Below are 26,418 nucleotides of genomic sequence, written 5' to 3' on the forward strand. Positions count from 1 at the left end.
TTTTAGGATAAACCGTTCTCAATTTAAAACAAGTATTTTTCATAAATCCATAGAAAGAATGGTGAATGCAAAACCGATTTATCAAAAAAACATAAAACAGATATTAAGTGTATAACTCAATAAATTAATTTTAGAAAAATCTGACTATCCATTTTTTTTCAAAAAGGAAATATACTGTGAGTATAACGATGCAAATAAAATTATAGTTGTAGATTATTATCTTCCTTCACCAAAAGATATACCTACTTTAAACAGCATTTCATTTGTAGGATCTTTAAATGAAATTAAAGAAAAGCATATCACAGAAAAACAACTTGACCATATATTTGACCAAATTATTTACAAAATAACGTTAAGGTCAATTAATGAACTATTCAATTCAGATTACATTCAATGCTTAGAAGCAGTTTCTTTTAATGGATGGGTTAGGTCTATAAACAAAGCTACTGGAATAGAAATTGAAAGTTGTATTCTATCTATTCAGATAAATAAAGATGAACTGAAACTTATTAATTTAGAAAATGTTGACCCGAAAGAATGTTTCCGCAATCTAAAAGGAATAGGTAGTAGTAAATTAAGCAGTTTAAGTGCTATACAACCTATTATAACTACAATGGATTCAGACAAAAGATTTGTTAATTCAAAAGATATAAATTTTGATGAAACCACAAATCTAGCCTTAATGAACTGGGAAGAGTTTGAGCACTTAATCAGAGAGTTATTTGAAAAAGAATTCAACAACAATGGTAGTCAAGTAAAAGTCACACAGGCAAGTAGAGATGGTGGTGTAGATGCAATTGCATTTGACCCTGATCCAATTCGAGGAGGAAAAATTGTTATTCAAGCCAAAAGATATACAAATACAGTCGGCGTAGCAGCTGTTCGCGATTTGTATGGTACAGTAATGAATGAGGGAGCTAATAAAGGTATATTAGTTACAACTTCAGATTATGGTCCAGATTCATATGAATTTGCAAAAGGAAAACCTATAACTTTGCTTAATGGTGGAAACTTATTACATCTATTAGAAAAACATGGAACTAAAGCCAGAATTAATATAAAAGAAGCAAAAAGAATATTAAACAATTCAAATTTAGATTAATAAAACCCCGCTCCGCAAAGTCTCTGACTTTGAGGATGCATTCATCAGTCTGTGACTGATATAAAAAAGCTAAAATTAAAATCGGTTAAAAACCGTAAATCACTACCTCAAAGTCAAAGACTTTGCGGAGCATTAACAAAAAAACCATTAAAAAATCAAGTCTTTAAGAACTACTCTTAAATTACCTTAATTTCTTAATGGTTTAAATTATAATTTGAAAAATCTTAAGCCAAAATAAATCTTTGGATTACCTCAGCAACTCCGTGATCATTATTAGAAGCAACCACCACATCGCCTTTGTCTCTCAAATGAGCATCCACATTATCCACCCAAACACCAAGACCTGCATATTCAATCATCGATAAATCGTTTCCTGCATTCCCCACCGCAATCACTTCCGATTGCAAGATATTTAATTTATCTGCCAAAAATTTCACACTGGCTCCCTTATCAATTCCGGTTTGAGCCGCTTCTAAGAAAAAAGGTTTTGACATACATACACTCAAATGCGGCATGGCAGTTCTCAAATCGGCTTCCACTTCTTTCAAATAACTCGGTTCTTCCAGCAAAATACATTTTATCGCCGCCGATTGAACGCGCTCTTTAAAATTAGGCACCACTTCGTGTTCTAATCCTGTGATATTTACCTCTACATCAATATATTCTGAATGGGTTTCGCTTATCACTTTTCCGTCTAAATACGTAATAATATGCGTTTTCTTTTCCTTGCTGTAATCATACAAGGTATGAATTTGCTCTTGAGTCAAACTTTGCTCGAAGATTACTTCGTCGTTTTTCAAATCGGTAATAACGGCTCCGTTAAACGAAATCATATACGAATCCATTAATCCCAAATCCCTGGCATATTCAATCATCGCAGGCGTTGGTCGCCCGGAAGCCAAAATAACATGTACACCTTTTTCCTTGGCTTTAACAAGCATCGCTCTATTTTCATCCGAAATGATATGGTCATCATTCAACAAGGTATCATCCATGTCAAGAACCAACATTTTGTATTTCATCTTTATTCTTTTTTTATGCTCCGCAAAGTTTTTAACTTTAACAAGCAGTATATCTAGTATATTTTAAAGTTTCTTTTTCCAATAAATATAGCTCACCAAAATAACATCCTAACAAATAATAAGAAACCAATTTATCATTTTTATAAATCTGAATTTCAAAATTATTTCTAACATTCATGTTTTGTTTTTTTGAAATTGGATCTCCTATATAACTACCTGTTTCATATTCCCAAACACCATTTAATCTATTGGACATAAACAAAAATCTATCTCCAATAAACAATAGAAAAACAATCAAGATTATTTGAAACGATTTTTTCATTTATTCTTTTAATTTTCTTTGATTCTGCCTACAATCAAAAATTTGAAGAATTCTAATTTCAGTTTCCGAATGAATTTTATAAATAATCTTATAATCCCGAACAATCATTCTTCTATAAGGTTCTCCTAAAAATTCATCTATTTGATATTGCTCTACAAAGTGAATATTTTTACTCTGGGATACAATATCTTTTATGACATTCTTAGCTCCTTGTGGTGATTTTAATTGAAGGAAATCAAAGATTAGTTTTAAATCGGCTTTGGCTTGATTATCCCAAAGTATCCTAATTGGCTTTTGCATATTACCAATTTTCTATTTCCTTTTCTAAATCTTCAATTGTGGTATAGTTTCCCGATGCAATTCGGTCATCAGCTTCTTTAACCATATTGATATATTCTTCTTTATCTACCGGATAACCGCTAATAGTATGAGCAACAGCTTCTTTGTCTAAAACCGTTTTTAGAGCTATTATTTTTTTGAGTTTAGTTTCATCATTAATATGAAGCAACCAATCCATCAATTCTATTTTTTTTGCAGCTATATCCATCTTACAGAATCATTAGAATAACAAATATACGACTATTAAATATTCAATCGAAATTCTTCAATCACAGGATTCGCTTTAGAAAAATCAGTTTCCTGAATAAACAATTCCACTGCCGAACCTGAACTTCCAAAACCCGCTAATCTAGCCGATTGAATATTGTCTTTTATTACCGTATCAACACCAGCCGCTTCTATTTTTTCTTTCAAAGCCAAAGCTAATACTTCACTTCCCGAAAACACTTTCATTAATCCCATGGTACTCTTAATTTTATATTTTTTTTATTCTTCCTCTCCGTCGTTTTCTTCGTCTTCTAAGCCTTCTTCAAGTTCTTCCTCAGCGAATTCTTCTTCATACTCCACATCTTCAAAATCAAAGATTTCAGGCTCTTCCATCATTTTGTCTGCCAGAATTTCTATTCTTTCTGAAAATTGATCTCCAAAAATAATACGCTGTGTTTTAGCAATACTATTCGAAATACGCATGATTTTAATTTCATGGCGCAATTTCAAAATTGGATTTGCATCGTCCAATATGAACATTTTCAGTCGGTTTACATTGTAACCCGCCGTAGAAAACATATCACTCAATTTGTTTGGTGTACCAATTAAAACGTCGATTCCAGTTGAAACATAATTTTTATCATAATCCATATCGCCTTTGTCATGAACACCATAAACTTCCAGTTCGCTGTACTTTCCGTACTTTTCGAAAAGGGCTTCCATTTCTAAAACCTTAGCTTTGTCCTCCACAATAATCAAAGCTCTTGGCGATTCTTCATTAGAACCAATCAATCGCTGAATTACGTTTAACACAATTGTAGTGGTTTTTCCTTCCCCATCCGGAGCGATAATAATACAATCGACACCACTTTTTATAGTCGAAAAAGTTTCTTTTTGGATATCATTTGCCTCGGTTAATCCGTTTTCAATTAATCCTTGCTGTAACTTTTCGTTTATTTTTTTTAGTTTCATATTTTTAGTTGTACGTTATGAGTTATGCGTTATGCGGTTAAACTTCTAACCTATAACTCCTAACCCATTACTATTTTATTTGGAAGCAAACAGCTTCACGTCGTTTTCAGATATCTGGCTTCCGCCAAGGATAATCAAACGCTCTACCACATTGCGTAATTCGCGGATATTTCCCGTCCAATCGTATTCTTGTAACAATTTGATCGCATCATCAGAGAATTTCTTCACTGCATTTCCTTGTTCCGAAGCAATTTTATCAGCAAAATGTCCTATTAACAACGGAATATCTTCGCGTCTATCATTCAGCGAAGGTACTTTAATTAAAATTACTGCCAATCGATGGTACAGATCCTCGCGGAAACGTCCTTCTTCGATTTCTTTTTTCAAATCTTTATTCGTCGCAGCAACAACACGTACATCCACTTTAATGTCTTTATCAGCACCCACTCTGGTAATGATATTTTCCTGTAAAGCTCGTAATACTTTGGCCTGAGCCGAAAGACTCATATCGCCAATTTCATCCAGAAAAATAGTTCCTTTATCGGCCGCTTCAAACTTCCCTGCACGGTCTTTCACCGCCGAAGTAAAAGCACCTTTCACGTGACCAAATAATTCGCTTTCTATCAATTCTGACGGAATCGCAGCACAGTTCACTTCGATTAAAGGAAAACTGGCACGCTCACTTTTTTCATGCAATTGATGCGCTACTAATTCCTTTCCAGTTCCGTTAGGACCGGTAACCAGCACACGGGCTTCAGTTTGAGCGACCTTATCAATCATCAATTTGATATGATTAATAGCTTCGCTTTCGCCAATCATTTCGTAGTTTTTGCTGACTTTTTTCTTTAGAATTTTGTTCTCAACCACCAGTTGTTTTCTGTCTAAAGCATTTCGAACTGTATTCAACAAACGATTCAAATCAGGTGGTTTTGAAATATAATCAAAAGCACCTAAACGCATCGCATTAATTGCCGTTTCCATATCGCCATGACCAGAAATCATCACCATTGGAATTTCAGGCTTTATCTTTTTGACTTCTTCTAATAATTCGACACCATCCATTTTTGGCATTTTGATGTCGCATAGAACCAAGTCGTAATCATTATTTTTTATTTTTTCGTAAGCCGAAACACCATCTTCAGCTTCTTCAACCTGATAAGTATCATTTTCTTCCGAAAGAATTTTAGTAAGCACTCTTCTAATAGCGGCTTCGTCTTCGATAATTAGTATTTTACTCATTTTTTTAAGGTTCTGAGATTCAAAGTTGCTAAGGTACTGAGTCTTTTCTTCTAAGGAACTAAAAAATCTTAGTATCTCAGTATCTTAGAGCCTTAGCAACTTCAAAAAAATTAATATTTTAACCAACGGTATAATTCCTTCCAACTTGGTTTTTTCCCATACATCAAAATCCCTATGCGGTATATTTTAGCGGCAAACCAAACCACCAATAAAAATGTTCCAAACAATAATGTAACTGAAATAGCCAGTTGCCACCATGGAACTCCAAAAGGAATTCGCATTAACATAACAATGGGTGAAGTAAGTGGAATCATCGAAAAAGCAACTGCCATCGTACTATTTGGATTGTTAACTACACTAAAGAAACCAACATACACACTTAACATCAAAGGCATAATTACTGGCAAAAGAAATTGTTGCGAATCGGTTTGATTATCAACAGCGGCACCAATAGCGGCGTAGAAAGAACTGTATAAAAAATAACCTCCAATGAAATAAACCACAAAACCAATCAAAATACTGGCAATAGGTAAATTCCATAATTCTTTGATGAACAATTGAGCTGTTCCTGCAAATTCAGTTTGTGAATGTTCTATTAAAGCAGGAGATACATTAGCTGCCGGACCAATGTTTACTCCAAAAAATACCGAAGCTGCAAACAGCAATGAAAGTCCAATAATTACCCAAATGGTAAACTGTAAAATTCCGGCTAACGAAGTCCCAATAATTTTTCCAATCATCAATTGGAAAGGCTTTACCGAAGAAATAATAATTTCTACAATGCGATTTGTTTTTTCCTCAATCACAGAGCGCATGACCATATTTCCATAAATAATGATGAACATCATAATTAGGTAACCAAAAGCACCCCCAATAGCAATTTTAGCTTCGTTGAGTCCTTTTAAACCTTCTTCTCCCGAAGTTTTTGCAATGTTGATATTCACACTAGCCTGGGCTTTTTTAATAGCCAAAGTATCTAAATGAGCATTTTCAAGATTGATTTTAGTAATTTTTCTGGCAATAATATCCTGTGCATTTTCGATAAACGAAATACTTGGACTTCCATCAGAAATAAACTCAATTTTGTTTTCTAAATCGGTTACAGCTGCAGTTTTTGGAATAACCAATACGCCTTCATAACCATTACTGGCAATACTGTCTTTCAAGTATTGGCTGTCAATTTGTGATAAATCCAGATATTTGTATTGGTTTTCCTCAGTATTTTGAGCAATAAATTCTTTGGCAAACAAACCCGTTTCGTCATGAATCGCCACTTGTTTTACATCGGCTTTCATCGAACTCAAATAACTCACAAATACTGCTATTCCCACAAATAATAACGGACTTAAAAAAGTCATTACAATAAAGGATTTGTTGCGCACCTTCGCAAAAAATTCTCTTTTTATAATTAATGATATAATGCTCATACTTCGCAAATTTCAAATTTTAAAATCTCAAATTCCAACGGATTGGAATTTGGAATTTCTTTATTGTTTTTTATTTAGTTACCGTTTGGATAAAAATATCGTGTACACTCGGAATTTTTTCTACAAAATGAGTGACTTGTCCACGCTGAGTTAAGAGATTCAATAATTCATTTGGAAGGGAATTTCCAATTTGAATTTCGAGTTTTAATTCTTTATTTAAGGATTTAAAATTAGCCGGACTAACAGTGAATTTTTGAGTAATATCATACATCAAACCTTCAACATTATCGGTTAAAACACCCACTTCAAAACTATTGGTTTTATGCAGTCTTTTAACATCTTCTAATTTCCCTTCGATTAATTTATTCGATTTATGAATCAAAGCAATATGATCGCACAATTCCTCTACACTTTCCATTCTGTGAGTCGAAAATATGATGGTGGCGCCTTCATCACGCAATGCCAGAATTTCGTCTTTAATTACATTGGCATTTACAGGGTCAAAACCTGAAAAAGGTTCGTCAAAAATCAACAATTTAGGTTTGTGCAATACACAAACTACAAACTGGATTTTCTGTGCCATTCCTTTAGAAAGTTCCTGGATTTTCTTGTTCCACCAACCTTGAATTCCCAATCGATCAAACCAATACTCTAGTTGTTTTTTGGCTTCAACCTTAGACAAACCTTTCATTTGTGCCAAATACAAACATTGCTCGCCCACTTTCATACTTTGGTACAAACCTCTTTCCTCAGGAAGATAACCTATATATTGTACGTGTTTGGGTTGCAACTTTTCGCCATCCAAAATAATTTGTCCACTATCTGGCATGGTAATTTGATTAATGATTCGAATAAGGGAAGTTTTTCCGGCACCATTAGGACCTAAAAGTCCATAAATACTGCCTTGTGGCACAGACAAAGAGACTTCGTTAAGCGCTACGTAATCTCCATATTGCTTCACTACTTTATTGACTTCTAATAAGGTATTCATGCTGATTTTTTGAATTTTCTTCTTCGGGTTGACCTTTTTGGTCTTGCGGTTGTAAAAGTAAATAATTACTATCTAAATAGATTACAATTGTATCATAAAAAAACCCATCTTCATTTTCATGCGGATGGGCTTTTTTACTGTATTTTGATTCCTTTGAAAAGCTTAAGAAAACATGTCTTTTACTTTTTCAAAAAACGATTTGTCTGTTTTTTCAGGGTTTGGAATAAAGTTATCATCTTCTATGTTTTTCTCGAAGAATTGTTTTTGCTCTTTATTCAATGTTTTAGGTGTCCAAACATTAACATGAACTAACAAATCTCCAGTTCCATATCCATTGATACTTGGGATTCCTTTTCCTTTTAATCGAAGAATTTTTCCTGATTGAATTCCTTCTTCTAATTTGATTCTTACTTTACCATTAATGGCTTCGATATCTTTAGAAACTCCAAGAATGGCTTCCGGGAAACTTACATATAAATCATAATGTAAATTTTCGCCTTCACGCTTCAGGAATTCGTGTTCTAACTCTTCGATAGCAACAATTAAATCACCGGGAATACTATTTCCTGGCGCATCATTTCCTTTGTTAGAAACTTTTAATTGCATCCCATCAACAACACCAGCTGGAATTTTAATAGAAACCGTTTCGTCTTCTACAATCATTCCCTGGGCATCAGCGTTAGCTGGTTTTTTATCTAAAATTTGACCAGATCCACCACAAGCAGGACAAGTTGTCGCTGATTGCATTCTACCTAAAATAGTATTAGTCACTCGCATTACCTGCCCTTGACCATTACAAGTAGAACAAGTTTTATAAGAAACTCCAGGAGCCTGAACTTTACGTTTTACCTTTACTTTTTTCTCAACACCATTGGCAATTTCTTCCAAAGTCAATTTTACTTTGATACGTAAATTGCTTCCTTTAGCACGACGAACACCGCCTCGGCTTCCGCCTCCGCCAAATCCACCGAAACCACCACCAAAGATATCACCAAACTGACTGAAGATATCATCCATGTTCATGTGATGACCACCGCCATATCCGCCAGAACCATCAAAAGCTTGGTGACCAAATTGGTCATACTTTGCTTTTTTGTCAGCATCTCCTAAAATTTCATAAGCTTCTGCCGCTTCTTTGAACTTTTCTTCTGCCGATTTGTCTCCAGGATTTTTGTCAGGGTGAAACTCAATAGCTTTTTTTCTGTAGGCTTTCTTGATCGCCGCAGCATCCGCATTTTTAGAAACACCTAATATGTCGTAAAAATCTTTTTTCATTTGTATTTATTTTTTTAAAACGCAATGCAATGCATTTCTACCCAAATTTACTGCCCAATAACTACTTTTGGGAAACGAATAATTTTCTCTCCTAGTTTGTATCCTTTCTCAAGAACATCTACTATTTTACCTTTTAATTTAGGTGATGGTGCAGGAATTTGTGTAATTGCTTCTGCAAAATCAGCATTAAAAGCATCTCCAATTTTCACATCAACCACCTCTAATCCCTTAGAAGACAAGGTGCTTTTTAATTTCTCATGAATCAACTCTACTCCTTTTGTCAAAGTTTCATCTTCTGATTTAGCGATTTCAATTATAGCTCTGTCAAAATCGTCTAAAACAGGTAACATTGCTAATAAAACTTCTTGATTAGCTGTTTTGAATAATTCAATACGCTCTTTTGAAGTTCTTCTTTTGTAGTTTTCAAATTCAGCAAATAATCGTAAATGTTTGTCTTTTTCATTCGCTAAGTCATTAGCTAACTGCTCTTCAACACTTAACTCTATTAACTCCTCAGTAACTGCAGGCTCTTGGCTTGCTGTATTTTCCATTGTTACCTCATCCATTTCCTTATCGATTTCTGTATTCTCAGTACTCATATTCCCTTTATTTTTAAAAATATTCTTAAACTTCATTTTTACACTTTCCTTTGGATAGCAAAAGTACTGCCAAAGCTGACTAAATGTCAAATTGTCACCCTTTTCCCTAATAGTTATTTTTATACCTTGTTTTTTCTTGAATTAATTTTTTTTCAAGTTAAAATTAAAATTTTAATAAATTTTTAAGACATATTTCAAATAGATTGTATATGTTTGTTACAGGTTCTAATCAATCTCTGATTTTCGATTCGAAATAAGATCGAAAATTACAGTTGATTCCAAAACAATTATTAATTCGCGATTACTCATACTAAAAAAAGCTTTGTCAACAGACAAAGCTTTTTTTGTTTTTATACACTTTTGAATTATATCAAAGCATCCTTTAACCCTTCAAAATCCAATGTTAGTTGTTCTCCCGAAACTAAATTCTTAAGCGAATACCTATTCGAACTCATCTCTTCTCCTCCCACAATTACAGCAAAAGGAATATTGCGTTTGTCAGCATGCTGAAATTGTTTTACCACCTTAGCTTTATCAGGATACAATTCTACTTTTACACCTGAAGCTCGCAATTTTTTAATGGCTTGCAAAGCATAAAACGCTTCGGCATCTCCATAATTAATAAACAAGGCTTTTGAACTTGCGGTAACGGTTTCCGGAAACAATCCAAACTCTTCAATTACCAAATAAATACGATCCAAACCAAAAGAGATTCCAACACCGCTCATGTTTTTCAAACCGAAAATCCCGGTTAAATCATCGTATCTTCCACCACCACCTATAGAACCCATAGCAACTCCTTTTGGCGCAGCCACTTCAAAAATAGCTCCTGTATAATAATTTAAACCACGTGCCAAGGTTACATCCAAATCTAAAATGGCAGTTGTCAAGCCTAATTTAGTCACGTTGTCACAAATAAAACGCAACTCCTCCACCCCTTTCATTCCTTCTTCCGAAGCAGTTAAAAGCTGTGATAATTTTTCGATTTTCTCCGAAATGCTTCCAGTGAAATTAAATAAAGGCTGCACTTTTACAATTGCGGCTTCAGAAATTCCTTTTTCAATCATTTCCTTTTTCACACCGTCTTCGCCAATTTTATCTAACTTATCTAAAGCCACTGTAAAATCAATCAATTTATCCGAAGCACCAATCACTTCAGCAATTCCTGATAATATTTTTCGGTTATTGATTTTAACCGTCACCCCGTTTAAACCTAAAGTGGTAAAAACAGTATCATATAATTGTACCAATTCTACTTCTTGCCACAACGATTTCGAACCTACCACATCGGCATCACATTGAAAAAACTCTCTAAAACGTCCTTTTTGCGGTCTGTCGGCACGCCAAACGGGTTGGATTTGGTATCTTTTAAAAGGAAATTCAATTTCGTTTTGGTGTTGCACCACATATCTGGCAAATGGAACTGTCAAATCATAACGCAGGGCTTTTTCAGAAATACTTGAAGTCAGCTTCACGCTGTCTTTACTTTCTAAATGAGCAGCATTGGCTTTCGCCAAATAATCTCCAGAATTCAATATTTTAAAAATCAATCGATCGCCTTCTTCTCCATATTTCCCCATCAAGGTTTCTGAATTTTCAAACGAAGGTGTTTCTATCGGTTGGAAACCAAATTTCTCAAAATTACTTTTTATAGTCTGGATAATATATTGACGTTTAGCCACCTCAGCAGGTGAAAAATCTCTTGTTCCTTTAGGAATACTTGGTTTTGATGCCATTTTTGTTTAATTGCAGATTTTAGATTGCAGATTTTAGATTTGAATACCCAAAATCATATTTAATTCAAAAAATCTAAAATCTAATTTCTTAAATCTTAAATTTCGACTGCAAATATCTTATTTTTAAAATAAATAACTTGCCTTGAAAACAAACTTCTCTCAAAAATTGTATTTTCGTATCAAACTACTACAATGCGCAATCTATTAAAGGAAAATATAAAAATAGCTTTTGGTTCAATTAAAACCCAAATCCTAAGAACAACACTTACCATATTAATTATCGCTATTGGTATTACGGCTCTGGTGGGAATTCTGACGGTGGTTTCGGCATTAGAAAATACTATTTCTTCTGATTTTGCTTCGATGGGCGCCAATACCTTTAACATCAATCGGTACGAAAACACCATTAAAAAACACGGTGGTGAAGAACGGGAAATCATCAACCCTATTATTTCTTACCCTGAAGCTGTAGCTTTTAAGAACAAATACAGCTTTCCGCTTTCACAAACCTCACTTTCTTTTAAAGCCACCTCAACAGCCGAAGTAAAATTTGATTCCGAAAAAACCGATCCTGAAATTTCAGTTCTCGGTGTCGACGAATATTTCATGACTAATTCAGGTTTAGAAACTAGTCAGGGACGCAATTTCAACAATTTCGACATCAGCAACAACAATTATGTTTGTGTTGTAGGATCCGATTTCGAGAAAGGATTATTAAAAGATGCCAATCCTATCAACAAAACCATTTCTATCCGTGGCGCACGATTTAAAGTGATTGGTGTTTTAAAAGAAAAAGGTTCTACTTTTGGCAACAGTCAGGATTTAAGAGTTTTAATCCCTATTCAAGTGGCTCGCTCACTTTTTACGGCTCCAAACATCAATTACAGCCTAAGCATAATGGTAAACAATAAAGAGTTTCTAGACCAAGCTACCGATAACGCCATTAGTACGATGCGAAGTATTCGGAAACTAAGCCCTATAAAAGACAATAATTTTGGCGTGGTTCGAAGTGATGATTTGATTAATAAAATCCTTAGCATTACGCAATATCTAGGTTGGGCATCCTGGGTAATTGGTATTATTACAATTCTTGGTTCTTCGATTGCTTTGATGAATATTATGATTGTTTCAGTTACCGAACGCACTCGTGAAATTGGTGTCCGAAAAGCATTGGGAGCTAAACGCTCTACAGTTGCAGTTCAGTTTTTTATAGAGACCTTACTTATTGGACAATTGGGGGGATTAGCCGGAATTATTTTCGGAATCTTAATCGGCTACGGAATTGCCACTGCCTTAAGCTTTGCTTTTGTTATTCCGTGGGAAGCTATTTTTGCTGCTTTCCTAACCAGTTTTATTGTGGCTATCGTTTCTGGACTATATCCCGCTATTAAAGCCGCGAAACTAGATCCTATTGAGGCTTTGCGTTATGAATAAGTGGTCAGTGAACAGTTTTTTGAGTGGTCAGTAGGTTTTTCGTATTAGTAAATAACTGAATACTAAAAAACTGTTCACTGAACACTACTCCTCGTCATCCTATCATTCCCGTAAATATCTTTTCTCAATTCAACATTCTTGAAATTCATTTTTTCGAGTAATACTATCATTTCTTTCCCTAGATATTGATTGATTTCGAAGAATAATTGTCCGTTTTGAGTTAGATTTTGTTTTGCTAATTCGGCTATTTTTCGATAAAAAATCAAGGCATTATCATCTTTGACAAAAAGAGCCAAATGCGGTTCGTTATCCAAAACATTTTTCTTAATTTCCTGTTTTTCCAGATTTCGAACATAGGGCGGATTTGAAACAATAATATCAAATTCTTGTTCTAAATCTTCGGTTTCCAAAATATTTTTGTGAATAAAAGTGACATTTACTTCATTTCTTTCTGCATTTTTTTGGGCTGTAGCCAAAGCTTTTTCAGAAACATCAATAGCAAAGACCTGTGCATTAGGAATATTTTTTGCCAATGAAATCGCAATGCAACCACTTCCTGTACCAATATCCAAAATCTTCATTTTTTTACTTTCCAACTTCTCACTTCCAACTTCTAACTTCCCTCTTCTAACTTCTAACTTCTGACTTTGAATAATCCATTCGACAAGTTCCTCGGTTTCCGGTCTGGGAATCAATACGTTTTCATTAACCTCAAATTCTAATCCGTAAAAATGAGTTTTCCCAAGCAAATACTGAACTGGAATTTCTAATTTTAATTGTTCTAAAATGGCATTCCAAACCACAATTTCTTCTTCCGAAAAAACCAAATCTGGCTGCAAAGCCAAGTCTATTCGTTTCAATTGCTTTTTGTCTTCTAATATCAAATAAAAAAAACTTTCAGCTTCGCCTTCATCATAAATCGTCGATAGCGCTTGAATAAATTGGGTTCTGTATGCCTTAATTTTCATTGATATTATTCGTTTAGAATTTGTTTTTTAGCAACTTTTTAATGTAAATCTTTCAACATCCAAACTGGACAAGAATCGTGACCTGTACTTCCCATGGGTGCGGAAATATACTCAAAGCCAAATTTCTTATACAGTTTTTGAGCATCGTGCATAAAAGGCATAGTTTCGAGATAACATTTTTCAAAACCAAAATCTTTAGCCGCCTGCATACAAATTTCCATCATTCTGCTTCCAATTCCCAAACCGCGAGCTTCGGGTAGGAAAAAAAACTTTTGTAATTCACAGATGGTTTCGGCTTCGTTTTCAAGTCGTGCTAATCCTGCTCCGCCAATGATTTTACCATTATTTTCGACCACAAAATAAGCTGATTTCGGTTTGGTATATTCCTCAAACATCAAATCCAAATAGGGATCGGCATAAGCAGTTCCCACTTTCGGAATATCTAATTCATCGAAAACAGTACGTATTAGTTGCGCAATCGACTGATTGTCCTTCTTTTCTATTTTTCTAAGAACCCAATTTTCCATTTTCTTGAAATATTGATTATGCTGCAAAAATAGCAATAGTTTATTGTTATTTTTAGTGGTTTCAAAACTAAATCATAAACTCAAAAATAACTACTTTTGCCCTGTGAAGATACATGAAAAATACCTGGCGCGCTGCATTGAACTAGCCCAAAACGGCTTAGGAACAACTTATCCCAACCCGATGGTGGGTAGCGTTATTGTTTATGAAGACCAAATTATTGGCGAAGGCTGGCATAAAAAAGCGGGAGAACCCCATGCCGAAGTGAATGCCGTAAATTCCGTTAAAGACCAATCTTTATTGCAAAAAGCAACCATTTATGTGAGTTTGGAACCTTGCAGTCATTTTGGAAAAACACCACCTTGTTGCGATTTAATTATTCAAAACAAAATTCCAAACGTCGTTATTGGAACAGTAGATCCTAACGAAAAAGTAGCTGGTAACGGCATCAAAAAACTAATTGAAGCAGGAATTAACGTTACTGTGGGCGTTCTGGAAGACGAATGCAACGCACTCAACAAGCGTTTTTTTACTTTTCACCAACAAAAACGACCTTATGTTATCCTGAAATGGGCCGAAAGTCAGGATGGATTTATCGCCCCAAACAAAAGAAAGGAGCAAAAACCTGTTTGGATTACCAATCAATATTCGAGACAATTAGTCCATAAATGGCGAAGCGAAGAACAAGCAATTCTTGTGGGTACACAAACTGCCATAGACGACAATCCTAAACTTGATGTTCGTGATTGGACAGGAACGCATCCCGTAAGATTGGTTTTAGACAAAAACAGTAGGATTCCAAAAGAAAATTTCTTGCTAGACAATCAAATCAAAACGATTGTTTTTTGCCAAACGAATACCAATTCAAACCAAGAAAACATTATCTTTGAAAGAATTGATTTTGAACAAAATATAGCTCCTCAAATTCTAAAAACAGTATTTGAGCATCAAATTCAATCGGTAATAATTGAAGGGGGACGTCAAACATTACAAACTTTTATTGACGAAAACCTTTGGGATGAAGCACGTATTTTTAAAGGAAAAAATCTCTTTAAAAACGGAACAAAAGCACCAACCATACAACCAAAAACAAACCAAAAACAGTTCATTTTAGAAGATGAACTCATAATTCTTACGAACCATGATTAATACTATTATTTTTGATTTTGGAGACATCTTCATCAATTTAGATAAAAAAGCCACTATTGACGGACTTAAAAATTTAGGTTTAAAAGAGTGGAATGAAGATTTAGACCACTTGAATATTCAATTTGAAAAAGGAAATATATCAAAAGACGAATTCTTATCAGGATTTCAAAAACACATGCCTAATGCTAGTATTGAAGAAATTCTTGAGGCCTGGAATGCAATTTTAGCAGACTTTCCTTTGTATCGATTGGAGTTTTTACAAATGCTTTCTAAAAAATACCGTTTGTTCCTATTAAGCAACACCGATTCGATCCATATAAAAACCTTCGAACGAAATGTTGGCGCTACTTTTTACAGAGATTTTTATCAATGCTTTGAGAAAGTCTATTTTTCATTCGAAATGGGAATGCGCAAACCTGATGCTGAAATCTATCTTACGCTGTTAAACAAACACGAACTGCAAGCCAAACGCACTTTGTTTATTGACGACAAAAAAGAAAATACTGATGCTGCTCAAGCTTTAGGCATTCACGTTTGGAATCTTCAAGTAGGAAAAGAAGATGTTGTGGATTTATTCGACAAAAACATATTTTAAAAATACAATTTCAATGACAATGGCAATAACAATCTTATTTTGATTTTTGAAATTGCCATTGATTTTTTGAAATTGTTATTGATTTTTGCCATTGCCTTTGCCTTTGAATAATGAAAGACACCTACAATACTATTGCTTTTCCGTCAGAAGAAATACTTTTTAAAGAAAAAGGAAGTAAATTCTTTGGTTATGCTTTTCCAATAACATCTGAAGAAGAAGTCAAACCCATACTTGAGGTTTTAAGAAAAAAATATCCTACTGCCTGTCATTATTGTTACGCCTACCAAATTGGCTCCAAAAAGATTAATTACAGAGCCAATGACGATGGCGAACCAAGTAATAGTGCTGGAATGCCCATTTACGGACAAATCCAGTCGTTTTCAGTAACGAATATACTTGTAGTTATAGTTCGCATTTTTGGAGGTACTAAACTAGGCGTTGGCGGATTAATTACTGCTTACAAAACAGCCGCCCAAATCGCGCTTGAAAATTGCTCCATTATAGAAAAAACCATCGATATTCATTATCTTATTTCTTTTGATTATAAAAACATGAATAAGGTAATGCGAATCATCAAAGAAAAAAATTTAGACATTGTGAATCAAAAAATGGAAATGAGCTGCGAAATTGAAATTAAAACCCGAAAAAAAAATGCCGAACAAGTATTCGACATTTTTAATTCTTTATTTGAAATCGATATAAAAATTAAAGAATAATGAATATAAAATCCTTAGATTTTTATATTCGTAAAAGCTGCGTTTTCACATAGTCTGGAGCAGCCATCGGACGACCCGTTTTCATGTTCACAAATACCAAAATTGAGTTCCCAATTGTTAATAACTCATTTTGTTCATTGTATATCTCATAATCAAATTCAATCTTGGCTGAAGTCTGACTTTTAAAAATCGTTTTTACGGTTAACAAATCATCATAACGAGCTGGTTTTTTATAATTTATATTCAAAGAAACCACCGGAAGCATCACTCCGTTTTCTTCCATCCATTTATAAGAAATCCCAATGTTTCTAAGCCATTCCACACGTCCCATCTCAAAATACTGTGCATAATTACCGTGATAAACCACTCCCATTTGATCTGTTTCTGAATACCTTACTCTTACATTAAACTCGTATATTTTCATTTTAAATTTTATTATTTTATATATTAATTTGAAATCTTTTTCTTCTTACTTACAACAATATTTCTTCAAAATCAACCTCTATTTATTTTTTTTTAACGAAAATTGTTCACATATTTGTTACCCCAAGAAATAACATCTTTTTCGATATTATTTACTTCAAAAAATAGAATAAAAAATATAATAATTTAACAGAATTTATGAACAAAACTGCTCAATCAGTATGGGATAACTGTTTGTCTTTTATAAAAGACAATATTCAAGACCAAGCATACAAAACTTGGTTTGAACCAATCAAGTCAGTTGAGCTTACCGATAACGCATTATATATTCAAGTACCTAGTAAATTTTTCTACGAATGGTTAGAAGAACACTATGTTAAATTATTGAAGGTTGCCCTAACTAAAGAACTTGGTAAAAACGCAAAGTTACTTTATAAAATCAAAATGGAAAACACTTATGGCAACAAACAACCGTTTACGGAACAATTGCCAAGTGCTAACCGCTCTCCGATGAAACCACAAAATGTGGACGCTCCTTTAAAAAATCTGGATCCGGAATTAAAAAATCCTTTTGTGATTCCTGGAATTAGAAATTTAAAAATCGAATCGCAACTAAACGCTAATTACAGTTTTGACAATTTCCTTGAAGGAGATTCTAATAGATTAGCCCGTTCTGCAGGTATGGCTGTTGCCAATAAACCTGGCGGAACTTCCTTTAATCCATTATTGATTTTTGGAGGTGTTGGATTAGGTAAAACACATTTAGCGCATGCTATTGGAGTTGAAATTAAAGATAAATATCCTGAAAAAACAGTTTTATATATTTCTGCTGAAATTTTCACGCAACAATATATTGACTCTGTAAAGAAAAATAACCGAAATGACTTTATTCATTTCTACCAATTAATTGATGTATTAATCATTGACGATGTTCAATTCCTATCTGGAAAATCAGGAACACAAGATGTATTTTTCCATATTTTCAATTATTTGCACCAAAACGGAAAGCAGGTTATCCTGACTTCTGACAAAGCACCTGTGGACATGCAAGATATTGAGCAACGCTTACTATCTCGTTTCAAATGGGGATTATCAGCTGAGTTACACCAACCGGATTACGAGACTCGAATTTCGATTCTAAAAAACATCTTGTATCGCGATGGTGTCGAAATACCAGACGAAATTATCGAATATGTAGCTCGCAACATTAAATCGAATGTTCGTGAATTGGAAGGAGCTATTATCTCATTGATCGCACAATCTTCTTTCAACAAAAAAGAAGTTACTATTGAACTAGCGAAGAGTGTTGTTGAGAAATTTGTTAAAAATGTAAAACGCGAAATTTCTATTGATTACATTCAAAAAATTGTTTCTGATTACTTCCAATTGGATGTAGAAACATTACAATCAAAAACCAGAAAAAGACACGTAGTACAAGCCAGACAATTAGCAATGTTTTTTGCTAAGAAATTTACCAAATCATCTTTGGCAAATATTGGTTCTCAAATAGGTGATCGTGACCACGCAACAGTACTACACGCTTGTAAAACTGTAGATAATTTAGTAGCAACCGATAAACAATTTAAAAAGTTTGTCGAAGACATCCACAAGAAACTAACGCTATAAAAGCCTTATGTCTGTCAAGATTTTAATGGTATGTTTAGGCAATATTTGTCGGTCTCCTTTAGCCGAAGGAATCCTTGCTTCTAAATTGCCTCAAGACAAATTCACCGTAGATTCTGCCGGAACTGGTTCTTGGCATGTTGGACATTCGCCAGATGCTCGTTCTATTGCTATTGCAAAAAAACACGAACTTGATATTTCAAAACAACAAGGAAGACAGTTTGAAACTACCGATTTTGATACTTTTGATTATATCTATGTGATGGATAAATCCAATTACAACAACGTAATTCATTTAGCCAAAAACGAAACACAGAAAGCAAAAGTTCAGATTATCCTGAACGAATTGTATCCAAACGAAAATGTAGATGTTCCCGATCCTTATTATGGAATATCAAATGGATTTGAAATGGTTTACCAAATGCTTGACAAAGCTTGTGATAGTATTGCCGCAAAACTAAAAGCAAAACACCGTTAATCCATTTTATTTAAAAAAAATCACACTAATGAAATCAAACCCTCTTTTAGGAAAACTCTATTTAATCCCTACCACAATGGGAGAATGTGACCCGATGGATGTTTTACCGCAAACCATAAAAAGGACTATTGATTTTATTGACCATTATATTGTCGAAAACGAAAAAACCGCTCGAAAATCGATCAAAGAGGTTCATCCTGAAAAAAAACAAGCTGATTTAGTGCTTTTTGCATTAAACAAACATACGGAAACCAAAGAACACTTAGACTTCATCAAACCTTTATTAGAAGGAAAAAATGTAGGCTTAATGAGCGAAGCAGGTTGTCCCGGAGTTGCTGACCCAGGTGCTGTTATAGTGAAATTAGCACATGAAAGAGGCATTCAGGTGATTCCATTAGTAGGCCCTTCTTCTATTTTATTAGCGATGATGGCTTCAGGAATGAATGGACAAAGTTTTACTTTTCATGGTTATTTACCAATAGAAAAAGACGAGAAAAAAGCGAGTTTTAAAAGTTTAGAAAGAATCTCATTCGAGAAAAATCAATCTCAAATTTTTATTGAAACACCGTATCGCAACAATAAATTACTGGAAGATTTAATCCAAACATTACACCCTGAAACACATTTGTGTATTGCTACTGATATTACTTTACCAACGGAATATATCAAGACTAAGAAAATTTCGGCTTGGAAAAAAGAAACTATCGATTTACATAAGCGTCCTACTATTTTTATTATTCATAAAATGTAGTTTTGTTCTTTACCATATAAGTTTCTCTTATTTTTGAATAAAACTTTTAACTATTGTTTTTACAAATAAATCACATAAGTTGAATCAAAAAAAAATTCACTCTTTATTCTTTTCCCTAACTCAGGCCATTTCCTTACTTTTAGCCTTTCAAAAAAGTAAAGTATGTCTAAACTTCCCAACATTAGCACCAGCATTTTTACAGTCATGTCAAAAATGGCTACTAAACACAATGCCATCAATTTATCTCAAGGTTTTCCAAATTTCCCTGTTGATGAAAAACTGACTGCAATTGTTGCAAAATTGGCCAACGAAGACATTCACCAATACACTCCGATGGCTGGTTATCCGCCGCTGTTATCAAAAATTGCTTCGCTTGTTAGTGATTCGTACCAAAGAAATATTCAAGCAGAAACCGAAATTTTAGTCACTACCGGAGCTACTCAAGGGATTTTTACGAGCATTCAAGCCTTGGTAGAAAATCAGGACGAAGTCCTAATTTTAGATCCAAGTTACGATTGTTACGAAGCTCCCATTTTATTATGCAATGCAAAGCCCGTTCGAGTCCCTTTAAATGATGATTACACCCCCAATTGGGAAACTATCGAAGCAGCTTGTTCTGAGAAAACCAAGATGATTATCATCAATAATCCACACAATCCAACAGGAAAAATTTTGAATGAAACGGATTTCAAAGCCTTAGAAACGCTACTTGAAAAATTCCCGAAAATCATTTTGCTTTCTGACGAAGTCTATGAATACATCACTTTCGAACAAAAACACATTTCGGTTCATACTCGAAAATCACTTCGCAACCGGGCTGTAGTGGTTTCATCTTTTGGAAAAACATTTCACATTACAGGTTGGAAAATCGGCTATTTAGTTGCTCCCGAACATTTGATGATAGAAATTAAAAAAGTACATCAATTTCTGGTTTTTAGCGTCAATAGTCTTGCTCAAGCTGCAATAAGTGAATATTTAGACATCGTTTCTGTTGACGAAATTGGTAGTTTCTATCAGGAAAAAAGAGATTATTTCAGGCAATTACTCTCAAAAAGCAGGTTTAAATTAATGCCTTGTGAAGGCACTTATTTCCAAGTCGTATCCTACAAAGCCATTTCAAACGAAAACGATGTGGATTTTTGCAAACGCCTCATCACCGAACACGGTGTGGCTGCGATTCCTATTTCTAATTTTTACGAGAACGGAAAAGATTTGCATTTAATCCGGTTTTGTTTTGCCAAAGACAACGCTACCTTAGAAGAAGCCGCCAGAAGACTTTATGTAATTTAGTTTTTCAAGTTACTAAGTAGCTAAGATTCTAAGTTTCTTAGAAGCTCAATCTTAAAAATGAATTTTCAACTACTTGTTTCGTATATTTACAATAAAACCGAATCAAAATGAACTTTAGCCAAAAAATGTTACGAGACGATGCCCTAAAAGGAAAAGTAATTGTTGTTACCGGTGGCGGTAGCGGATTAGGGAAATCCATGACCAAATATTTCCTGGAACTAGGCGCTAAAGTAGCCATAACTTCCCGCGACTTAGACAAACTCACAAAAACAGCTATTGAATTAGAATCCGAGACAGCGGGGATTTGTTTGCCTGTGCAATGTGATGTACGCAATTATGAAGAAGTCGAAAATATGTTGCACCAAGTCATAAAAACTTTTGACAAAGTCGATATTTTACTCAACAACGCAGCGGGAAATTTCATCTCTCCTACTGAACGCTTATCGGCTAATGCCTTTGACACCATTATAGATATTGTTTTAAAAGGGACTAAAAACTGTACCTTGGCTTTTGGAAAACATTGGATTGACAGTAAGCAAACTTCGGCTACGGTTTTAAATATTGTGACCACCTATGCCTGGACGGGTTCGGCTTATGTGGTGCCCAGTGCCACTGCTAAGGCGGGTGTTCTCGCCATGACCCGAAGTCTTGCCGTAGAATGGGCTAAATACGGCATCCGCACCAATGCCATTGCGCCAGGACCATTTCCTACCAAAGGCGCCTGGGACAGATTGCTTCCCGGAAATCTTTCCGAAAAATTCGATATGGCTAAAAAAGTCCCGCTCAAACGCGTGGGGGACCATCAGGAATTAGCCAATTTAGCCGCTTATCTGGTTTCCGATTTCTCTGCTTACATCAACGGCGAAGTTGTGGTGATTGACGGTGGAGAATGGCTCAAAGGCGCGGGACAATTTAATATTCTAGAAGCCATTCCCGAAGAACTTTGGGACCAACTCGAAATGATGATTAAAGCAAAGAAGAATAAATAAAACCTTTTCATTTTTTTGGACGTTCCCCCGCCTCCACTCCGTTACGGCGGGGTCAGGCTGTACGCTATATCTTTAGTTCCGCTACGCTCCACAAAAGGATACCGCTTCCATCCTTAACGCGAACCAAAACCCCACAGTTTGTCATTGCGAGCGTAGCGAAGCAATCTCATTAAGCTTTTCAAACTCAATTAAATTTAAAAAACACAAGCTTACATTTGTAAATATTTATTGATATATTTGAAAAATAGAAATCGCAAAAAAAAGCGACAACACCGCCAAATCAGGTAGATTGTCGCAACTATATTACGCATATTTATAAGTTATAGGTAATTTTTAGACAGACAGAAATGTTAAAGACATTAAAAGAAATATCAAAAAAAACATTGCTGCTCAACGACTTTGACTTTAGTGACGAACAAGTAAAAACTAAATGGCTTGGTACATTGGTAGCGCAAGACAAAGAAATATGCGACACAGAGAAAAGGTTAGAAATAAAACTTCCAGGCGACTACCTTGAATTCTTAAAAATTAGCAATGGTTTTCCGCAAACGTCTTCCATAAGTTGTTCCTTCTTATCAATTGACAAAATCGACTACCTCAAGACGTTAGATGAAGACCTTGTAGAAATATGGTCTAAAAATGAGGACCTGAAAGAAGTTGGTGAAGCACTTACATCCAGCATCTTAATTGGAGGTCTAAATGAAGAACAACAATTTTTAATTATCCCACCAAGTGAAAAAGTGAGCAAATGGCGTTACTGGAAATTTGCAAGTTGGATTCCTGGTGAAGAAGAATTCACCTCACTAAAAGAATATTTTGAATCTGATCTCTCATTTTTAAAAGAACAAACCAAAAACCTAAAGACTGCCAAGCCAAAATTCGTTACTGACTTCAGTTTAAGAAAGGCTGTTTTTAATCTTGATTGGGAAACTGTTTATTTCTTATCCAGCAATTACATTGCCGAGGGTAAGCTATACGGTTATTATAATGGCATTAGCGACCTACTTGCATTAATACTTATTGCCTCAGGCAAGACAAATCGTTTCCAAGAATTAGAAAAACTGATTCTGAATTTGAAATTTAAAAAAGGAAACGAACACCTACTAAATAAATATAGTGAAGCTGCTCAGGAAAAAAAATTATTTGTTGCAGATTTTCAATTGGACAAATTCACTATAAAGACAAATCCAATAAGTCTTGAAGATATAGAAGTTCAAATAACAGAAGTGAGAAAGGATTTGCTAAAAGAAAAAAACAAAGTTGCCAAATTGGACTATCAACTTTACTTCTTATTTGAATATGGTTCTCCCGAAGATTTCGTCAATCTGTATGAAGAAAATCATACAAATTTATTCTTAACCACTCATTTCAAAGCTGCCATTGTTTATTCAACCCTCAATCAAATCGAAAATTCAAAGACAGCATTGAAAAGGTATTTTAAGGTCGCTTTTGAGTACAGACCATTTGATCCATTTCTTTGCGAATCTTTATTACCATTATTAAACAAAGAACTATTAAACAAACTTGACAATTAAACGAAATAAAAACAACCTATAATATAATAGCGGTTTGGCGTCAACTTACCGTTTGACATTTATTTTGTCAGCTCCGCAAAGTTTGCAACTTTGCGGTAGTGACTATCGGTTTATAACCGATATTTTAATAATTTAATTCTACAGCTGTCACAGACAGCTTAACACCTCTTCAAAGTCAAAGACTTTGCGGAGCAATAAAAAGCAAAACACTTTTGCACAAAACCTAAACTCCTCCCAATTAAATTCCTATTTTTGTTTTACAAACAACAACAAACCATTTTATGCTCATTATAGGAATTGCAGGCGGAACAGGAAGTGGAAAAACAACGGTCGTGCACCAAATCATGAAGCAATTGCCTGATGCCGAAGTAGGTGTTATTTCTCAGGATTCTTATTATAAAAAGACGACCAATCTAAGTTATGACGAACGTGCTCTAATCAATTTTGATCATCCCAGAGCCATCGATTTTGATTTATTAGTTACTCATTTACAAGAACTCAAGGAAGGCAAAACCATTCAGCAGCCCGTATATTCTTTCGTAACTCACAACCGAACCGAAGACAGCATCAGCACGCATCCCAGAAAAGTAATGATTGTGGAAGGAATTTTAATTTTGGCTCATGCCCAATTAAGGGATTTATTTGACATCAAAATCTATGTTCATGCCGACGCCGATGAAAGACTCATCCGCCGATTAAAAAGAGACATTGCCGAGCGTGGTCGTGATATGGATGAAGTTTTAAACCGTTATCAACAAACCTTAAAACCCATGCACGAACAGTTTATTGAGCCTACAAAAGCATTTGCCGATATTATTATCCCAAACAACAAATACAACACCGTAGCCATAGACATGCTTCGCACGGTAATAAATCAAAAAATTCTATAATTTTATTGTAATTTTATAATAACACACTAAAACACTAATGCCGTTTTACTTTTATCAAAAGCTGATTTTAGTTTAACCTGACATAAAAAAACTAATGAAGAATCCATATAAAGACAAAGCCTGGTTTAAATTTTTAAGTAACAAATACATTTGGTCCTTATCCTTTTTTGCCGCTTGGATGATATTTTTAGACAACTACTCTTATTTTGATCATCGCGTTTTAGACAATCAAATTGAAGAGCTGGAAGACAACAAAACCTATTATCAGGAAGAAATCAAAAAAGACGAAGCCCAAATTAAGCAGCTTAAAAATCCGCAACAGGTAGAAAAATATGCCCGCGAAAAATACTATATGAAAAAAGACAGTGAGGACATTTACCTGATAGAATTTGAAGGCGACACTATCGAAAAGAAACAATAAATCCTGAATTATTAAACTCAAACTAAAAATGGCTACTAATCTATTCGAAGATTTCGACCCTGTTTCATCAAAGCAATGGAAACAAAAAATCCAGTTTGAGCTTGATGGAGCCGATTATAACGAAACCTTGGTATGGAATTCGCCAGAAGACATTAAAGTTAAACCCTTTTACCATCGGGATGATTTTAGTAAAACCACTACTGCTGCCACAAATGCATCACAGTTTAAAATCTGCCAAAACATTTTTGTCTTTGATGTAGAAAAATCAGTAGAAAGAGCCTTGGATTCTTTAAAAAGAGGAGCCGAAAGTTTACGATTTACCATCGAAAATGAATCTGTTGACATCCAAAAACTGTTGGAAAAACTGCCGCTGGAAAACACGGCGATTTACTTTGAGCTAAAGTTTTTATCAGTTGATTTTATTTCGAAAATAAATACCATTGTAGAACAAAAAAAAGCGGCTGTATTTTACAATCTAGATCCTATTGGACAATTAGCCAAAGAAGGAAATTGGTTTACCACCAAAGAAAAAGACAATTTTGAAACGCTTCAATTGCTTTCGAAAGTGACTAGAGACAGTTCTTTGATTAGCATTAATTCAGCTTTGTATCAAAATGCAGGAGCAAATATCGTTCAGCAAATCGCTTATAGTTTGGCTCACGCCAATGAATATTTGAATCGGATTCCAACGATTCATCAAGCCATTGTTTTTGAAATTGCCGTGGGAAGCAATTACTTTTTTGAAATTGCCAAATTGCGTGCGCTTCGCTTGTTATTTCAATTGATTGCTAAAGAATATTACCACGACAGCGATTGCCATCTCTTGGTAACACCTACAAAACGCAACAAAACGCTTTATGATTACAATATCAATATGTTGCGCACCACAACCGAATGCATGTCGGCAATTTTAGGCGGAGCGGATGCCATTGCCAATTTGCCTTACGATGCCATTTATCATAAAAACAATGAATTTGGCGACCGAATAGCCCGCAATCAATTACTGATTCTTAAAGATGAGAGCTATTTTGATAAAGTAAACAATCCTGCCGACGGAAGTTATTATATCGAAACCCTAACGCAGCAACTGGCCGAAAAAGCCTTGACTTTGTTTAAAGAAATTGAAGCCAATGGCGGTTTTTTAAAGCAATTGAACGACGGAATTATCAAAAGAAAAATTCAAGAAAGTGCCGATAAAGAACAGCAACTTTTTGATTCCGGCAAAGAGATTCTTATTGGGACAAACAAATATTTGAACCCAAAAGACAAAATGAAAGAGCAAATCGAATTGTATCCTTTTGTAAAAATAAAGCCTAGAAAAACCCTGATTACACCAATTATTGAAAAACGACTGGCAGAAAAATTAGAACAAGAGCGACTGGCTTCAGAATAATTCAGCA

General features: G+C 34.6%; 29 protein-coding genes and 1 pseudogene. 15 read left to right on the forward strand and 15 right to left on the reverse strand.

Going from position 1 to position 26,418, the window contains the following annotated elements:
• Positions 1–115 (forward strand): annotated as a pseudogene (locus GTZ96_RS11360) (IS1595 family transposase); the annotation flags it as partial.
• A 498-nt stretch (positions 116–613) separates the two neighbouring features.
• The gene (locus GTZ96_RS18245) at positions 614–1,102 is read left to right on the forward strand and encodes a restriction endonuclease (protein WP_207720180.1); all 489 of its coding nucleotides are present in this window, start codon (positions 614–616) and stop codon (positions 1,100–1,102) included.
• A gap of 224 nt (positions 1,103–1,326) precedes the next feature.
• On the opposite strand, the gene GTZ96_RS11370 is transcribed toward GTZ96_RS18245, so the two are convergent.
• The 12 genes from GTZ96_RS11370 to hisS form a co-directional block, all read right to left on the reverse strand.
• The gene (locus tag GTZ96_RS11370) at positions 1,327–2,124 is read right to left on the reverse strand and encodes a Cof-type HAD-IIB family hydrolase (RefSeq protein ID WP_161644058.1); all 798 of its coding nucleotides are present in this window, start codon (positions 2,122–2,124) and stop codon (positions 1,327–1,329) included.
• Between the two features lie 37 nt (positions 2,125–2,161).
• Positions 2,162–2,446, reverse strand: coding sequence for a hypothetical protein (locus GTZ96_RS11375; protein ID WP_161644059.1), 285 nt, complete (start codon positions 2,444–2,446; stop codon positions 2,162–2,164).
• Complete coding sequence (locus GTZ96_RS11380; protein ID WP_161644060.1) at positions 2,447–2,746, reverse strand: type II toxin-antitoxin system RelE/ParE family toxin; 300 nt, start codon at positions 2,744–2,746, stop codon at positions 2,447–2,449.
• Between the two features lies 1 nt (position 2,747).
• Positions 2,748–2,993 (reverse strand): hypothetical protein, encoded by a 246-nt coding sequence (locus tag GTZ96_RS11385; RefSeq protein ID WP_161644061.1) that lies wholly within the window; start codon positions 2,991–2,993, stop codon positions 2,748–2,750.
• 35 nt (positions 2,994–3,028) lie between these two features.
• A complete protein-coding gene (locus tag GTZ96_RS11390; protein WP_140485064.1) occupies positions 3,029–3,247 on the reverse strand; it encodes a putative signal transducing protein in 219 nt (72 codons plus the stop codon).
• Positions 3,248–3,271: 24 nt separating this feature from the next.
• Positions 3,272–3,964 carry a DEAD/DEAH box helicase gene (locus GTZ96_RS11395; protein WP_161644062.1) on the reverse strand — a complete coding sequence of 231 codons (693 nt, stop codon included), beginning with the start codon at positions 3,962–3,964 and terminating at the stop codon, positions 3,272–3,274.
• A gap of 75 nt (positions 3,965–4,039) precedes the next feature.
• Positions 4,040–5,203: a sigma-54-dependent transcriptional regulator gene (locus GTZ96_RS11400; RefSeq protein WP_161644063.1), complete on the reverse strand. Its 1,164-nt coding sequence runs from the start codon at positions 5,201–5,203 to the stop codon at positions 4,040–4,042.
• 110 nt (positions 5,204–5,313) lie between these two features.
• On the reverse strand, positions 5,314–6,630 hold the full coding sequence (locus GTZ96_RS11405; protein ID WP_161644064.1) for an ABC transporter permease: 1,317 nt from the start codon (positions 6,628–6,630) through the stop codon (positions 5,314–5,316).
• 70 nt (positions 6,631–6,700) lie between these two features.
• The gene (locus tag GTZ96_RS11410) at positions 6,701–7,621 is read right to left on the reverse strand and encodes an ABC transporter ATP-binding protein (protein ID WP_161644065.1); all 921 of its coding nucleotides are present in this window, start codon (positions 7,619–7,621) and stop codon (positions 6,701–6,703) included.
• 162 nt (positions 7,622–7,783) lie between these two features.
• The gene (gene dnaJ / locus GTZ96_RS11415; RefSeq protein WP_161644066.1) at positions 7,784–8,896 is read right to left on the reverse strand and encodes a molecular chaperone DnaJ; all 1,113 of its coding nucleotides are present in this window, start codon (positions 8,894–8,896) and stop codon (positions 7,784–7,786) included.
• A gap of 47 nt (positions 8,897–8,943) precedes the next feature.
• Complete coding sequence (locus GTZ96_RS11420) at positions 8,944–9,531, reverse strand: nucleotide exchange factor GrpE (protein ID WP_161644067.1); 588 nt, start codon at positions 9,529–9,531, stop codon at positions 8,944–8,946.
• Between the two features lie 329 nt (positions 9,532–9,860).
• Positions 9,861–11,231, reverse strand: a complete 1,371-nt coding sequence (hisS, locus tag GTZ96_RS11425) for a histidine--tRNA ligase (RefSeq protein ID WP_161644068.1) — start codon at positions 11,229–11,231, stop codon at positions 9,861–9,863.
• Positions 11,232–11,423: 192 nt separating this feature from the next.
• Between hisS and GTZ96_RS11430 the strand changes: the two genes are divergently transcribed.
• Positions 11,424–12,665 (forward strand): ABC transporter permease, encoded by a 1,242-nt coding sequence (locus tag GTZ96_RS11430; RefSeq protein ID WP_161644069.1) that lies wholly within the window; start codon positions 11,424–11,426, stop codon positions 12,663–12,665.
• A gap of 74 nt (positions 12,666–12,739) precedes the next feature.
• On the opposite strand, the gene prmC is transcribed toward GTZ96_RS11430, so the two are convergent.
• Positions 12,740–13,633: a peptide chain release factor N(5)-glutamine methyltransferase gene (gene prmC, locus GTZ96_RS11435; RefSeq protein WP_161644070.1), complete on the reverse strand. Its 894-nt coding sequence runs from the start codon at positions 13,631–13,633 to the stop codon at positions 12,740–12,742.
• A gap of 38 nt (positions 13,634–13,671) precedes the next feature.
• Entirely contained in the window at positions 13,672–14,160 is a 489-nt protein-coding gene (locus tag GTZ96_RS11440; RefSeq protein ID WP_161644071.1) for a GNAT family N-acetyltransferase, read from the reverse strand.
• Positions 14,161–14,263: 103 nt separating this feature from the next.
• Here GTZ96_RS11440 and ribD point away from each other — a divergent pair, with 103 nt between their 5' ends.
• The 3 genes from ribD (at position 14,264) to GTZ96_RS11455 (ending at position 16,618) form a co-directional block, all read left to right on the forward strand.
• Positions 14,264–15,307, forward strand: coding sequence for a bifunctional diaminohydroxyphosphoribosylaminopyrimidine deaminase/5-amino-6-(5-phosphoribosylamino)uracil reductase RibD (gene ribD, locus GTZ96_RS11445; RefSeq protein ID WP_161644072.1), 1,044 nt, complete (start codon positions 14,264–14,266; stop codon positions 15,305–15,307).
• Positions 15,300–15,902: an HAD family hydrolase gene (locus GTZ96_RS11450; RefSeq protein WP_161644073.1), complete on the forward strand. Its 603-nt coding sequence runs from the start codon at positions 15,300–15,302 to the stop codon at positions 15,900–15,902. The genes ribD and GTZ96_RS11450 overlap by 8 nt, the downstream gene beginning before the upstream one ends.
• 110 nt (positions 15,903–16,012) lie before the next feature.
• Positions 16,013–16,618 carry an IMPACT family protein gene (locus GTZ96_RS11455; protein WP_161644074.1) on the forward strand — a complete coding sequence of 202 codons (606 nt, stop codon included), beginning with the start codon at positions 16,013–16,015 and terminating at the stop codon, positions 16,616–16,618.
• A 22-nt stretch (positions 16,619–16,640) separates the two neighbouring features.
• Here the strand turns inward: GTZ96_RS11455 and GTZ96_RS11460 are convergent, their stop codons facing one another.
• Positions 16,641–17,042: an acyl-CoA thioesterase gene (locus GTZ96_RS11460; protein WP_161644075.1), complete on the reverse strand. Its 402-nt coding sequence runs from the start codon at positions 17,040–17,042 to the stop codon at positions 16,641–16,643.
• 197 nt (positions 17,043–17,239) lie between these two features.
• Here GTZ96_RS11460 and dnaA point away from each other — a divergent pair, with 197 nt between their 5' ends.
• From dnaA to GTZ96_RS11505, 9 genes are all read left to right on the forward strand, one after another.
• On the forward strand, positions 17,240–18,667 hold the full coding sequence (gene dnaA / locus GTZ96_RS11465; RefSeq protein WP_161644076.1) for a chromosomal replication initiator protein DnaA: 1,428 nt from the start codon (positions 17,240–17,242) through the stop codon (positions 18,665–18,667).
• Between the two features lie 7 nt (positions 18,668–18,674).
• Positions 18,675–19,142 (forward strand): low molecular weight protein-tyrosine-phosphatase, encoded by a 468-nt coding sequence (locus GTZ96_RS11470; RefSeq protein WP_161644077.1) that lies wholly within the window; start codon positions 18,675–18,677, stop codon positions 19,140–19,142.
• 28 nt (positions 19,143–19,170) lie between these two features.
• On the forward strand, positions 19,171–19,893 hold the full coding sequence (locus GTZ96_RS11475; RefSeq protein ID WP_161644078.1) for an SAM-dependent methyltransferase: 723 nt from the start codon (positions 19,171–19,173) through the stop codon (positions 19,891–19,893).
• Between the two features lie 162 nt (positions 19,894–20,055).
• A complete protein-coding gene (locus GTZ96_RS11480) occupies positions 20,056–21,183 on the forward strand; it encodes a methionine aminotransferase (RefSeq protein ID WP_161644079.1) in 1,128 nt (375 codons plus the stop codon).
• Positions 21,184–21,290: 107 nt separating this feature from the next.
• Positions 21,291–22,172: an SDR family oxidoreductase gene (locus GTZ96_RS11485; protein WP_161644080.1), complete on the forward strand. Its 882-nt coding sequence runs from the start codon at positions 21,291–21,293 to the stop codon at positions 22,170–22,172.
• Positions 22,173–22,519: 347 nt separating this feature from the next.
• Positions 22,520–23,707 carry an SMI1/KNR4 family protein gene (locus tag GTZ96_RS11490; protein WP_161644081.1) on the forward strand — a complete coding sequence of 396 codons (1,188 nt, stop codon included), beginning with the start codon at positions 22,520–22,522 and terminating at the stop codon, positions 23,705–23,707.
• 281 nt (positions 23,708–23,988) lie between these two features.
• Positions 23,989–24,597: a uridine kinase gene (gene udk, locus GTZ96_RS11495; RefSeq protein WP_071185169.1), complete on the forward strand. Its 609-nt coding sequence runs from the start codon at positions 23,989–23,991 to the stop codon at positions 24,595–24,597.
• 94 nt (positions 24,598–24,691) lie between these two features.
• Positions 24,692–25,018, forward strand: a complete 327-nt coding sequence (locus GTZ96_RS11500) for an FtsB family cell division protein (protein ID WP_128194271.1) — start codon at positions 24,692–24,694, stop codon at positions 25,016–25,018.
• Between the two features lie 28 nt (positions 25,019–25,046).
• Positions 25,047–26,411: a methylmalonyl-CoA mutase subunit beta gene (locus GTZ96_RS11505; protein ID WP_161644082.1), complete on the forward strand. Its 1,365-nt coding sequence runs from the start codon at positions 25,047–25,049 to the stop codon at positions 26,409–26,411.
• Positions 26,412–26,418: the final 7 nt, after the last annotated feature.

Origin of the sequence: Flavobacterium undicola, assembly GCF_009909155.2 — a bacterium.
GTDB classification, from domain to species: Bacteria; Bacteroidota; Bacteroidia; order Flavobacteriales; family Flavobacteriaceae; genus Flavobacterium; species Flavobacterium undicola.

Bases quoted from the DNA above. Each gene is read 5' to 3' on its own strand.
- GTZ96_RS18245 (WP_207720180.1), top strand. From the start codon at position 614: ATGGATTCAGACAAAAGATTTGTTAATTCAAAAGATATAAATTTTGAT.
- GTZ96_RS11370 (WP_161644058.1), bottom strand. From the start codon at position 2,124: ATGAAATACAAAATGTTGGTTCTTGACATGGATGATACCTTGTTGAAT.
- GTZ96_RS11375 (WP_161644059.1), bottom strand. From the start codon at position 2,446: ATGAAAAAATCGTTTCAAATAATCTTGATTGTTTTTCTATTGTTTATT.
- GTZ96_RS11380 (WP_161644060.1), bottom strand. From the start codon at position 2,746: ATGCAAAAGCCAATTAGGATACTTTGGGATAATCAAGCCAAAGCCGAT.
- GTZ96_RS11385 (WP_161644061.1), bottom strand. From the start codon at position 2,993: ATGGATATAGCTGCAAAAAAAATAGAATTGATGGATTGGTTGCTTCAT.
- GTZ96_RS11390 (WP_140485064.1), bottom strand. From the start codon at position 3,247: ATGGGATTAATGAAAGTGTTTTCGGGAAGTGAAGTATTAGCTTTGGCT.
- GTZ96_RS11395 (WP_161644062.1), bottom strand. From the start codon at position 3,964: ATGAAACTAAAAAAAATAAACGAAAAGTTACAGCAAGGATTAATTGAA.
- GTZ96_RS11400 (WP_161644063.1), bottom strand. From the start codon at position 5,203: ATGAGTAAAATACTAATTATCGAAGACGAAGCCGCTATTAGAAGAGTG.
- GTZ96_RS11405 (WP_161644064.1), bottom strand. From the start codon at position 6,630: ATGAGCATTATATCATTAATTATAAAAAGAGAATTTTTTGCGAAGGTG.
- GTZ96_RS11410 (WP_161644065.1), bottom strand. From the start codon at position 7,621: ATGAATACCTTATTAGAAGTCAATAAAGTAGTGAAGCAATATGGAGAT.
- dnaJ (WP_161644066.1), bottom strand. From the start codon at position 8,896: ATGAAAAAAGATTTTTACGACATATTAGGTGTTTCTAAAAATGCGGAT.
- GTZ96_RS11420 (WP_161644067.1), bottom strand. From the start codon at position 9,531: ATGAAGTTTAAGAATATTTTTAAAAATAAAGGGAATATGAGTACTGAG.
- hisS (WP_161644068.1), bottom strand. From the start codon at position 11,231: ATGGCATCAAAACCAAGTATTCCTAAAGGAACAAGAGATTTTTCACCT.
- GTZ96_RS11430 (WP_161644069.1), top strand. From the start codon at position 11,424: ATGCGCAATCTATTAAAGGAAAATATAAAAATAGCTTTTGGTTCAATT.
- prmC (WP_161644070.1), bottom strand. From the start codon at position 13,633: ATGAAAATTAAGGCATACAGAACCCAATTTATTCAAGCGCTATCGACG.
- GTZ96_RS11440 (WP_161644071.1), bottom strand. From the start codon at position 14,160: ATGGAAAATTGGGTTCTTAGAAAAATAGAAAAGAAGGACAATCAGTCG.
- GTZ96_RS11450 (WP_161644073.1), top strand. From the start codon at position 15,300: ATGATTAATACTATTATTTTTGATTTTGGAGACATCTTCATCAATTTA.
- GTZ96_RS11455 (WP_161644074.1), top strand. From the start codon at position 16,013: ATGAAAGACACCTACAATACTATTGCTTTTCCGTCAGAAGAAATACTT.
- GTZ96_RS11460 (WP_161644075.1), bottom strand. From the start codon at position 17,042: ATGAAAATATACGAGTTTAATGTAAGAGTAAGGTATTCAGAAACAGAT.
- dnaA (WP_161644076.1), top strand. From the start codon at position 17,240: ATGAACAAAACTGCTCAATCAGTATGGGATAACTGTTTGTCTTTTATA.
- GTZ96_RS11470 (WP_161644077.1), top strand. From the start codon at position 18,675: ATGTCTGTCAAGATTTTAATGGTATGTTTAGGCAATATTTGTCGGTCT.
- GTZ96_RS11475 (WP_161644078.1), top strand. From the start codon at position 19,171: ATGAAATCAAACCCTCTTTTAGGAAAACTCTATTTAATCCCTACCACA.
- GTZ96_RS11480 (WP_161644079.1), top strand. From the start codon at position 20,056: ATGTCTAAACTTCCCAACATTAGCACCAGCATTTTTACAGTCATGTCA.
- GTZ96_RS11485 (WP_161644080.1), top strand. From the start codon at position 21,291: ATGAACTTTAGCCAAAAAATGTTACGAGACGATGCCCTAAAAGGAAAA.
- GTZ96_RS11490 (WP_161644081.1), top strand. From the start codon at position 22,520: ATGTTAAAGACATTAAAAGAAATATCAAAAAAAACATTGCTGCTCAAC.
- udk (WP_071185169.1), top strand. From the start codon at position 23,989: ATGCTCATTATAGGAATTGCAGGCGGAACAGGAAGTGGAAAAACAACG.
- GTZ96_RS11500 (WP_128194271.1), top strand. From the start codon at position 24,692: ATGAAGAATCCATATAAAGACAAAGCCTGGTTTAAATTTTTAAGTAAC.
- GTZ96_RS11505 (WP_161644082.1), top strand. From the start codon at position 25,047: ATGGCTACTAATCTATTCGAAGATTTCGACCCTGTTTCATCAAAGCAA.